Below are 8382 nucleotides of genomic sequence, written 5' to 3' on the forward strand. Positions count from 1 at the left end.
GCGTCAGGCTGCCGCCCGCGTTCTGCAGCGGCTCGACGACGATCGCGGCGACCGTGTCCGGCCCCTCCTGCACGATCAGCGATTCGATCTCGTCGAGCAGATGGCGCGTGAACTGCGCTTCCGTCTCGCCCGCCGGACGCCCGTAGCGCTTCGTGTTGCCCACATGGCGCACGCCCGACATCAGCGGCTCGAAATGCTTGCGGAAGTTCGTCATCCCGTTCAGCGCGAGCGCGCCGAACGACGTGCCGTGATACGCGACGCGCCGCGCGATGAACTTGCGCCGCTGCGGCTCGCCGCGCGACTGGTGATACTGGCGCACCAGCTTGATCGCCGACTCGTTCGACTCCGAGCCGCTCGACGTGAAGAACACGCGGTTCAAGCCTTCGGGCGCGAGCGCGGCGAGCTGGTGCGCGAGCCGGATCGCCGGTTCGTGGCCCACGCCCCAGTTGGTCGCGAACGGCAGCCGCGCCATCTGCTCGCGGATCGCATCGCCGATCTCCGCGCCGTGGCTGTAGCCGACCTGCACGCAGTACAACCCGGCGAGCCCGTCGAAATAGCGCTTGCCGTTGCGGTCGACGAGCCAGCAGCCTTCGCCGCGGTCGAACACGGTCAGCGCGTTCTCGCGGTATGCATCGGCATGCGTGAAGTGCATCAGCAGATGGCGCTTGCCGAGCGCCTGCAGGTCCGCAGCGGAATTGACGTCAACAGCGTGCATGGATCACTCCTCCTTCAGGGTTTCAAAACCGGCATCGCGCATGCCGGCCATTCAATTCATCGACAGCGTCGGCGCCGGGCGCGTGAAGCCGCGCGTCAGCCATACGAGCTGGCAGAGCCCGAGCACGAGCCAGCCGATGCCGACGTAGAACGTCTGGCGCGACAGCCCCGACCAGAGCCACACGTTCATCGCGAAGCCGATCGCCGGCATCAGGCCGTACGCGATCCAGCCCGCGGCGTGGCGATGCTCCGACCGGCCCAGATAGCTGCGCATCACGCACAGGTTCACGATCGCGAACGCGACGAGCGCGCCGAAACTGATCATCGTCGACGCAAGATCGAGCGTGATGAACAGCGCGGACAGCGACACGACGCCGACCGCGAGCGTCGCGCGCACCGGCGTGCGCAATCGCGCATGCAGATGACCGAACACGGATTCGGGCAGCACGCGGTCGCGGCCCATCGCGAACAGCACGCGCGTCACGCTCGCCTGGCCCGCCATCGCACTCGCGAAGCAGCCGGCCACGTACACCGCCACGAAGAACGCCGACAGCGTGCGGCCGCCGACTCGCCGCATCAGGTCGAGGCTCGCCGAATCGAGATCCTTGAACGCGTGCCAGTCGGGAAACACCAGTTGCCCGACATATGCGATCAGCATGAACAGCAGACCGCTCGCGAGCGTGCAGAGCAGGATGGCGCGCGGCACCGTGCGCCGCGGCTCGCGCGTTTCCTCCGACAGCGTGGTGACCGCATCGAAGCCGAGGAACGACAGGCACAGGATCGCGGAGCCGGCGAAGATCGCGCGCGCATCGCCGGACGACGGCAACGCGACGGCCATCGACAGCCCTTCGCCGGCCGCGACGTGCGCCGACGCGATCACGAAGACCGCGATGAACACGAGCTGGCTCGCGATCAGGATCAGGTTCACGCGATTGACGAGCCGGATGCCGACGATGTTCAGCCCGGTGATCAGCGCGATGCTGCCGACGATCCACACGCTGGCCGGCACCGCCGGAAAGATCTGCTTCATGTAGATGCCGATCGCGAGGTAGCTGATCATCGGGATGAACAGGTAATCCATCAGCAACGCCCAGCCGACCATGAAGCCGGCCGACGTGCCGAAGTTGCGGCTCGCGAACGTATAGGCCGACCCGGCGCTCGGCATCAGCCGCGCCATGTGGCCGTAGCTGCGCGCGGTGAACAGCATCGCGATCAGCGTGACCGCGTACGCGGCCGTCAGATGCCCGTTCGTCTCGCTCGTGACGAGGCCGTAGGTCGTGAACACCGTCATCGGCAGCATGTATGCGAGGCCGAAGATCACCAGCGTCGAGAGTCCGAGCAGATGCGGCTTGCGTGCGTCCGTGTCGCCGCGCTGCGCGTCCGCGCCGAATTCATGCATCGCGGCGGCCGATGCGGTTCGACCTGGCCTGTCGTTGTCCATGCTGTCCTCACGTGGGTGGCGTCCATGACTTCAACACGCGTGCGGCCGGCGCTGCCGGCGGGGCACGACTGGAAGAAAGTGTGGTGCGCCAAAAAATCGACGACGAATGAGAAAAGCGGACGTAATCGAGGGATATTTCCGGACATGTGGTCGCGCATCGCGCCATTCCGCCCTGCATGCTGCTGTGCCGCACTGGCGTTTTGCGGACATTCCGGCTATGTTCTGTGCGACCCCGTCACCGCATCGGCACCATGGACAGCCGTTCCCAACGAAACCAGAGTCGGGCCGAGCGCAGCCTGCGTTCGGCGCTCGGCCTCGCGCGCCCGGCCGGACGCCAGGAGGACATCCCCGCCACGGTCCATGCGATCGCGGTCGCGCTGGACGAGTGCCGCGTGCGGCACATCGCCGGCGCCGCGCTGCTCGAAGGCACCGGGCTGGGCGCGGACGAAGTCGCGTCGCCGAACCTGCACGTGAATCGCGGCCAGGAGCAACGGTGCTTCCGCAACCTGCTGCGCTGCAGCGGCGTACCGTCGATCGGGCTGTCGATCGGCGCGCGGCTGCATGTGTCGACGCTGGGTCTCGCCGGCTACGCGATGCTGATCAGCGGCTCCGTGATGCAGGCGTTCCGCTGCATGGGCCAGTTTCCGCTGTTCATGGGGCTGTATTTCGACGTGCGCATCGACGCGCACGCCGGCGGCATGAGCGTGACCATCGGCCGCTACAACGGCGAGCCCGATCTCGAGATATTCCAGGCCGACATGTGCCTGTCGAGCCTGCGCCTGATCGTGTCCGATCTCGTCGGCAAGCCGGTGTGGCCCGAGCAGGTGCAGCTCGCGCGCCGCACGCCGCGCAACGCGGCCGACTACGCGCGCCACTTCGGCTGCCCGGTCGTCTTCAATGCGGCCGACAACCGGCTCGTGTTCACGTCCGTGAACGGCACGGAGGCGCCGCGTCTCGCGAACGAAGTCAGCTTCAATGCATTGCACGGCCAGTGCGAGGTGCTCGAACGGCAGTGGGCCGCGTCGGTCGGCACGCGCTTCGCCGATCGCGCGAAGGAGTTGATGGCGCGCGACCTCGTGCGCTTCAAGTCGATGACGGCGCTCGCCGGCGCGCTGCATCTGACCGAACGCACGCTGCGTCGACGGCTCGACAAGGACGGCATCACGTTCCAGTCGTTGCTCGACGACGTGCGTCGCGACGAAGCCGTGCGGTTGCTCGACGATCACGCGTTGACGGTCGCCGCGATCGCCGAGCGGCTCGGCTACAGCGAGCCGCGCAGCTTCCGTCATGCGTATCGGCGCTGGACCGGCAAGACGCCGCGCTCGGAGTCGGACGCAGACGCGTGAACCCGATGCGCGGTATTCGTCGTTCACGCGCGTCGCGGGAATCGAAGTCGTCGAATATCGCGCGGCACTCGGCGTGTGCGGGAAGACCGCGCCGACGATCGCGCGACTGCCGACCAACGTGATCGGCACGCGTGCGCCGCGACGACGGTTTTACCTAACTGATTCGGTCTTCGAATCAATTTTTACGCACGCAGCGCTTCGCTACCGCGCTCCCGGCGACGCATCGCCGCGATCGCCCCCCGGGTAGACGCGATTTATCGATTGTTCTATACTCGCGTCAACTTCATCACAAAACGCATGATCTCGTGCGCAACGTGATGTCATTTCGCACTTCGTTGCGCATGCATCCGTTTCGCCACGTCAAAGGGGCCTCCGGCCCCAGCGGTCGGCTTCCAGCCGCCCGCATCCATGCCGTCTTCACAAGACGGTGCCCTGCTCGAACGCGCCTCGCCGTTACGGCGCCGCCGGGCTGAACCTGACAATCAGACGAACGCGTCGTTGCGTTCACCCGACCGCCAGCCGCACCTCGGTGCAGCCGGCAGCACTGTTTCCGTCAGTTCAATCGCGGCCATGCCGGGATCACGAACTTCCATCGCGACGCCATGCGGCGTCATCGCGGCGTGCGCCTGCGCGCGCCGCACCGAATCGAGGAGGCGTATCTTCATGACTCGACGCACTGTCCAGCTGGTGGGCAGCCTGGTAGCAATCATCGCCGTGGGATGGGCATTGGCGCGCGGCATCGGCGCCGAAACGTTCCATCAGCGCGCGGACGATCTCGCCTACTACGCGGGCCAGCACATGCTGCTGGTCGTCTATTCGATGACATTGGCCATCGCCGTGGGCGTGCCGGCCGGCGTGCTGCTGAGCCGGCCGCGATTCCAGCATCAGGCCGAGCGCTTCATGCAGGTCTTCAACATCGGCAACACGATCCCGTCGCTCGCGGTGCTCGCCATCGCGCTCGGCATCTTCGGCATCGGCAACGTGCCCGCGATCGTCGCGCTGTTCCTCGCGTCGCTGCTGCCCGTCACGCGCAATGCGTACGAAGGCATGAAGAACGTGCCGGCCGCGCTGCGCGAGGCCGCCAAGGGCATCGGCATGACCGGCTGGCAGTCGCTGGTTCGCGTGGAACTGCCCAATGCACTGCCGATCATCGTCGGCGGCGTGCGCACCGCGCTCGCGATCAACGTCGGGACGGCGCCACTCGCTTACCTGATCGGCGCGGACAGCCTCGGCTCGCTGATCTTCCCCGGCATCTACCTCGACAACCAGCCGCTGCTGCTGCTCGGCGCATCGCTCACCGCGATCCTCGCACTGGTGCTGGACGGCATCGTCGCGGCCGGCAGCCGCCATTGGCTCGCACGCCATGGAGGTGCCGCATGACGCTTCATCGCATCCTTCGATCGCTCGCACGCCTGTGCGCCGCCAGTGCGCTGTGCGTCGCGGCCAGCACGCCGGCATTCGCCGCGAAGCTCGTGCTCGGCGCGAAGAACTTCACCGAGCAATACGTGCTCGCGGAACTCACGTCGCAGTATCTGCGCTCGCGCGGCTACGACGTCGAAGTCCGCGCCGGGCTCGGCAGTACGCTCGCCCGCAGCGCGCTGGAGAACGGCCAGTTCGACCTGATGTGGGATTACACGGGTACCGCGGCGCTCGTCTACAACAAGATCCAGGACAAGCTGTCGCCCGAGGAAATGTACCGGCGCGTCAAGGCGCTCGACGTGCCGCGCGGGCTCGTGTGGCTCGACGCGTCGCCGCTCAACGACACCTACGCGATCGGCCTGCCGAGCCAGCTCGCGCAGGCCACCGGCATCCGGACGGTGTCGCAGCTCGCCGAGCACCTGAAGACCGATCCGGCGGCGAAGCATTACGTGTTCGGCATGGACGCGGAATTCGCGAATCGCCCCGATGGCCTCAAGCCGCTGCTCGCCGCCTACGGCATGCAGTTCAGCCGCGCGCAACTGAAACAGATGGACCCGGGGCTCGTCTATACGGCCCTGCACAACAACCAGTTGAAGATCGGCCTCGTCTACACGACCGACGGACGCGTGAAGGGCTTCGGCATCGTGCCGCTCGAGGACGACAGGCACTTCTTCCCGCCGTACAACGCGACGCCCGTGGTGCGCCAGGGCACGCTCGCGCACAACCCGAAGCTCGCGACGCAGCTCAACGCGCTGTCGGCCGCGCTCGACAACGACGCGATGCAGGCGATGGCCAAGGCGGTCGACCTCGACGGCAAATCGCCGCGCGACGTCGCCGACGAATTCCTGCGCACCCACCCGCTACCTTGAAGGAGCAACCGATGAGCGTATTCGACTATCTCGCTTCGAGCTGGCCCGAGCTGCTGCAGCTCACGCTGCAGCACATGTGGCTCGTCGCGATCGCCGTGGGCTGCGCGATCGTCGCCGGCGTACCGCTCGGCATCCTGATCAATCGCCACGACTGGCTCGCCGGGCCGCTGCTCGGCATTGCCACGCTCGTGCTCACGCTGCCGTCCATCGCGCTGTTCGGCCTGATGATCCCGTTGTTCTCGCGCTTCGGCCAGGGTATCGGCGCCGCACCCGCGATCACCGCCGTGTTCCTCTACTCGCTGCTGCCGATCATGCGCAACACGTACCTCGCGTTGCACAACGTGGATGGGGGAATCAAGGAAGCCGGCACCGGCATCGGCATGACGTCGTGGCAGCGCCTGCGCCTCGTCGAGCTGCCGCTGGCGGTGCCCGTGATTCTCGCGGGCGTGCGCACCGCGGTCGTGATGAACATCGGCGTGATGACGATCGCCGCCGTGATCGGCGCGGGCGGCCTCGGCACGCTGATCCTGCGTGCGATCGGACAGAGCAGCATGATGAAACTGCTGGTGGGCGCGGTGCTCGTGAGCCTGCTCGCGATCGTCGCCGACCGGCTGCTGCAGATGCTGCAACGTGCATTGACACCGAAGGGAGTGCAGAAGACATGATCGAACTCGACAAACTGACCAAGACCTTCACGCGCAAGGACGGCCAGGCCGTACGCGCGGTGGACTCCGTGAGCCTGTCGGTGCCCGAAGGGGAAATCTGCGTGTTCCTCGGCCCGTCGGGCTGCGGCAAGACCACCACGCTCAAGATGATCAACCGGCTGATCGCCGCGACCTCGGGCCGCGTGCTCATCAACGGCGAGGATACGGCGCAACTCAATGAAGTCGACCTGCGGCGTCACATAGGCTACGTGATCCAGCAGATCGGGCTGTTTCCGAACATGACGATCGAGGAAAACATCACCGTCGTGCCGCGCCTGCTCGGCTGGGGCAAGAAGCGCTGCGCCGAACGCGCGCGCGACCTGATGTCGATGGTCGCGCTCGACCCGAAGCTGTACCTGAAACGCTATCCGCGCGAGCTGTCGGGCGGGCAGCAGCAGCGCATCGGCGTGATTCGCGCGCTGGCCGCCGATCCGCCCGTGCTGCTGATGGACGAGCCGTTCGGCGCGGTCGATCCGATCAACCGCGAATCGATCCAGAACGAGTTCTTCCAGATGCAGCGGCAACTGAACAAGACCGTGATCATGGTGAGCCACGACATCGACGAAGCGATCAAGCTGGGCGATCGCATCGCCGTGTTCCGGCGCGGCCAGCTCGTGCAGTACGATCACCCCGACACGCTGCTGGCGCGCCCGCGCGACGAGTTCGTCGCGCAGTTCGTCGGCCAGGACAGCACGCTCAAGCGCCTGCTGCTCGTGAAGGCCGGCGACGCCGCCACGCAACCCGAAACGGCGCGCGTCGATACGCCACTCGCGCATGCCTTGGCGGTCATGGACGAAACCGACTGCCGCTATCTGACCGTGCTCGACGACGCGGGCCGGGCGCTCGGCTACGTGACGCGCCGCGCGGCACGCACCGACGGCGGCGGCGTGTGCGGCGAACGCGTGACGCCGTTCCCGGCCGGCGTCGCGGCGGACGACAACCTGCGCATCGTGCTGTCGAAGATGTATCAATACAGTGTGTCATGGATGCCGGTGCTCGACCCCGACGGTGCGTGGCTCGGCGAGATCACGCAGGATTCGATCGCCGCGTACCTCAGCTCGGGCCGATCGCGCCGGCAAACCGGCCAGCCGCCGGGCAGCCCGGCCGAGGCGGTGGCGGCGGTCGCCACGTCCTGAGTCGCGCCCGGACCGGCGCGTCGTGGCGCCGGCTTCGGGAAGCGGATCAATGCCGCGCGTTGCGGAAAAATGTCATCGCGTTCGTTCGAGCATCGCGCGTCAAAAACCGCTGCAATGACAACCGTCATCCGGTTTTCCGGCACACGCGATCCGCCTCAGCGCTGCGGCGTGCGGACTTTTCCGTCGACCTTCAACGTGCGCCGGTCGCGCGCGGCCTCGTATTCGACCGTCTGCGCCGGCGCGACCGCGCCATAGGATCGCCCGTTCACATAGACGACGCCGTCGCGCAACTCGATCCTGTCGCCGTCGACCGTCGCAGTAGCCCGGTCGCCCTGCAATACCGCGCCCGAACAACCGGCGGTCGAGAAGCTGCGGACCGAGGTGCCCGGCATCGCGCCGTTCCCGCCGGCCCGATCCGCCGCATGCGCGGCGCTGCACGGCGGCGCGTCCATCGCGCCGGCGGCATGGAGCGGCGCCGCCCCGATGCCGCTCCCGGCAAGCAACGCGATCGTCATCGGCAACAGCTTGTTCATGGTGATCTCCGTGGTCCGTGGTCCGCGTTCGTCGATCGAGGATCGGTCGATGCCCCTGCTCGCAGGCCGGCCAGCTCCGGCCAGTATGCGGCCACTTCGCCGCGCCGGGCCATCCGCTTCTGTACCAGTCGCGAGCGCGCCGTTCCGGCTGCCCCCCACGTCTCGTCGGCCTGGCCGTCCGGCCGCGCGCAAGCGCCACTGCGAAGCAATCGGTCCCGCA

At 67.2% G+C, this 8382-nt stretch carries 9 protein-coding genes; 5 read left to right on the top strand and 4 right to left on the bottom strand.

The window, feature by feature from the left end:
- On the bottom strand, positions 1-715 hold a 715-nt coding region (locus JMF90_RS13075), incomplete at its 3' end, for an aminotransferase class III-fold pyridoxal phosphate-dependent enzyme (RefSeq protein ID WP_201325148.1).
- 51 nt (positions 716-766) lie between these two features.
- Entirely contained in the window at positions 767-2155 is a 1389-nt protein-coding gene (locus JMF90_RS13080) for an APC family permease (protein ID WP_201317242.1), read from the bottom strand.
- 251 nt (positions 2156-2406) lie between these two features.
- Between JMF90_RS13080 and JMF90_RS13085 the strand changes: the two genes are divergently transcribed.
- Positions 2407-3501, top strand: coding sequence for an AraC family transcriptional regulator (locus JMF90_RS13085; RefSeq protein ID WP_201317241.1), 1095 nt, complete (start codon positions 2407-2409; stop codon positions 3499-3501).
- A 482-nt stretch (positions 3502-3983) separates the two neighbouring features.
- On the opposite strand, the gene JMF90_RS13090 is transcribed toward JMF90_RS13085, so the two are convergent.
- Positions 3984-4166: a hypothetical protein gene (locus JMF90_RS13090; RefSeq protein WP_023476396.1), complete on the bottom strand. Its 183-nt coding sequence runs from the start codon at positions 4164-4166 to the stop codon at positions 3984-3986.
- On the opposite strand from JMF90_RS13090, the gene JMF90_RS13095 reads away from it, so the two are divergent.
- The 4 genes from JMF90_RS13095 to JMF90_RS13110 are packed head-to-tail and all read left to right on the top strand — an operon-like array spanning position 4165 to position 7629.
- Positions 4165-4881, top strand: coding sequence for an ABC transporter permease (locus JMF90_RS13095; protein ID WP_012337081.1), 717 nt, complete (start codon positions 4165-4167; stop codon positions 4879-4881). The two genes, JMF90_RS13090 and JMF90_RS13095, sit on opposite strands and share 2 nt — an antisense overlap.
- Entirely contained in the window at positions 4878-5789 is a 912-nt protein-coding gene (locus tag JMF90_RS13100; protein ID WP_201317240.1) for a glycine betaine ABC transporter substrate-binding protein, read from the top strand. Before JMF90_RS13095 ends, JMF90_RS13100 begins: the two co-directional genes overlap by 4 nt.
- Positions 5790-5800: 11 nt before the next feature.
- A complete protein-coding gene (locus JMF90_RS13105; RefSeq protein WP_027808151.1) occupies positions 5801-6454 on the top strand; it encodes an ABC transporter permease in 654 nt (217 codons plus the stop codon).
- Entirely contained in the window at positions 6451-7629 is a 1179-nt protein-coding gene (locus tag JMF90_RS13110) for an ABC transporter ATP-binding protein (RefSeq protein WP_201317239.1), read from the top strand. Before JMF90_RS13105 ends, JMF90_RS13110 begins: the two co-directional genes overlap by 4 nt.
- A 155-nt stretch (positions 7630-7784) precedes the next feature.
- On the opposite strand, the gene JMF90_RS13115 is transcribed toward JMF90_RS13110, so the two are convergent.
- On the bottom strand, positions 7785-8382 hold a 598-nt coding region (locus tag JMF90_RS13115; RefSeq protein WP_307730535.1), incomplete at its 5' end, for a hypothetical protein.

This window comes from Burkholderia sp. E168m23 (assembly GCF_016586125.1).
GTDB classification, from domain to species: domain Bacteria; phylum Pseudomonadota; class Gammaproteobacteria; order Burkholderiales; family Burkholderiaceae; genus Burkholderia; species Burkholderia orbicola.

Excerpts from the sequence above, each read along its gene's own strand:
- JMF90_RS13105 (WP_027808151.1), top strand. The coding sequence starts at position 5,801 with ATGAGCGTATTCGACTATCTCGCTTCGAGCTGGCCCGAGCTGCTGCAG.
- JMF90_RS13090 (WP_023476396.1), bottom strand. The coding sequence starts at position 4,166 with ATGAAGATACGCCTCCTCGATTCGGTGCGGCGCGCGCAGGCGCACGCC.
- JMF90_RS13085 (WP_201317241.1), top strand. The coding sequence starts at position 2,407 with ATGGACAGCCGTTCCCAACGAAACCAGAGTCGGGCCGAGCGCAGCCTG.
- JMF90_RS13080 (WP_201317242.1), bottom strand. The coding sequence starts at position 2,155 with ATGGACAACGACAGGCCAGGTCGAACCGCATCGGCCGCCGCGATGCAT.
- JMF90_RS13110 (WP_201317239.1), top strand. The coding sequence starts at position 6,451 with ATGATCGAACTCGACAAACTGACCAAGACCTTCACGCGCAAGGACGGC.
- JMF90_RS13095 (WP_012337081.1), top strand. The coding sequence starts at position 4,165 with ATGACTCGACGCACTGTCCAGCTGGTGGGCAGCCTGGTAGCAATCATC.
- JMF90_RS13100 (WP_201317240.1), top strand. The coding sequence starts at position 4,878 with ATGACGCTTCATCGCATCCTTCGATCGCTCGCACGCCTGTGCGCCGCC.